Source organism: Knoellia flava TL1, assembly GCF_000768675.1.
Classification (GTDB): domain Bacteria; phylum Actinomycetota; class Actinomycetes; order Actinomycetales; family Dermatophilaceae; genus Knoellia; species Knoellia flava.
The window spans coordinates 1-1,351 of record NZ_AVPI01000088.1 but is presented as its reverse complement, the minus strand read 5'-3'; the positions used below and the strand labels follow the sequence as shown (position 1 = coordinate 1,351).

Sequence of the window (1,351 nt, the reverse complement as noted above, 5' to 3'; positions counted from 1 at the left end):
GCTGGCGGCGCTCGTCGAGCTCGCGGTCGGCGAACCAGCCCGGGTCCCAGCGCACGAGCGCCTCGACGGCGGGCACGGTGGCGTGCGACGGCGCCCCGGCGAGGACGACGAGCCCACCGTCCGCCGCGCCCCGGGTGAGGCCGACCGCACCCATCCACCGGCGCAGGGCCTCCTCCCCCGCGTCCATCGACGGGCGGTCGAGCAGCGCCCAGGCGTCGAGCAGGAGGCAGGCGGCATAGCCACCCTCGGCGACCGGCTCGGCGCCGGGCGTCGAGATGACGAGCCGCGGCCGGGCGTCGACGTGGTCGACGACGTTGCCGGCGCCCGAGGTCGCCACGGGGACGCCGGGGAAGGCGCGGCCGAGCTCCTCCGCGGTTCGGCGCGCGCCGACGACGGACGACCGCAGCCGCGGTGACCCGCAGTTCGGGCACTCGAACCTCGTCTCCACGGCGCCGCACCACCGGCAGGTGGGCGGCTGCCCTGGACCGCGCAGCCCCAGCGGCCCGGAGCAGGTCCGGCAGCGGGCCGGGCGTCGGCAGTCCTGGCACGACAGTGTCGGCAGGTAGCCACGTCGCGGCACCTGCACGAGCACGGGACCCTTGGTCAGCGCGTCCTTGGCCGCCTGCCACGCGGCCGACGGCAGGTGGGCCCGTGCGGCCGCGGGGTCGCGCGCGAGGTCGGAGCCCTCACCGGCGACGCGCACCCGGGCCACGACCCGGCGCAGGACCGCCCGGTCGGCCTCGAGCGGCACGAGGACCCCGTCGGCGCACCACTGGGCGAGCGCCGCGGTCCGCGTGAAACCTGCGCCGAGCAGCGCCGCGCCCTCGATGCCGGCCCGGATGCGGGCAACCTCGCGGACGTGCGGGTAGGGCGCGCGCGGCTCGTCGTGCAGGTCATCACCGTCGTCCCACCACGCGAGGAGCCCGAGGTCGTGCACCGGCGCGAACGTCGCCGCCCGCGTGCCGACGACGATCCGCACATGGCCGCGCAGGACCTTGAGGTATGCCGTGTAGCGCGCCTGCGGTCCCTGGTCGGCAGTGAGCCGGACGTGGTGGCCCTTGCCGACCCTGCGGGTCAGTGCCTCCTCGACACGCGTGACGTCCCGTCCGTCGGGGACGACGAGGATGCTCCCGCGACCACCGGCGAGGGCGGCGGCCGCCGCGTCGGCGAGCAGCCGCGGCCAGTCCTCGTCGGGCTCGACCGTCGGGGCGGCGAGGAGCGAGGCGGCCGGGGACCCGCCCGAGGAGAGGTGCGAGATGAAGGCCGGCCCGCCGGCATACCGGCTCCAGGCGAGCGACTCGGCGGCCTCGGGCGGCTCGGTCTCGGGCGCCTCGGTGGGCAGCGCCTTCTC

Annotated in this window: 1 protein-coding gene; it reads right to left on the bottom strand. The window is 77.6% G+C overall.

Annotated elements, in window-relative coordinates; translation table 11 throughout:
• Nucleotides 1-1,351 (bottom strand): primosome assembly protein PriA (locus N798_RS18550; RefSeq protein ID WP_035951134.1); only part of this gene is annotated, 1,351 nt, incomplete at both ends.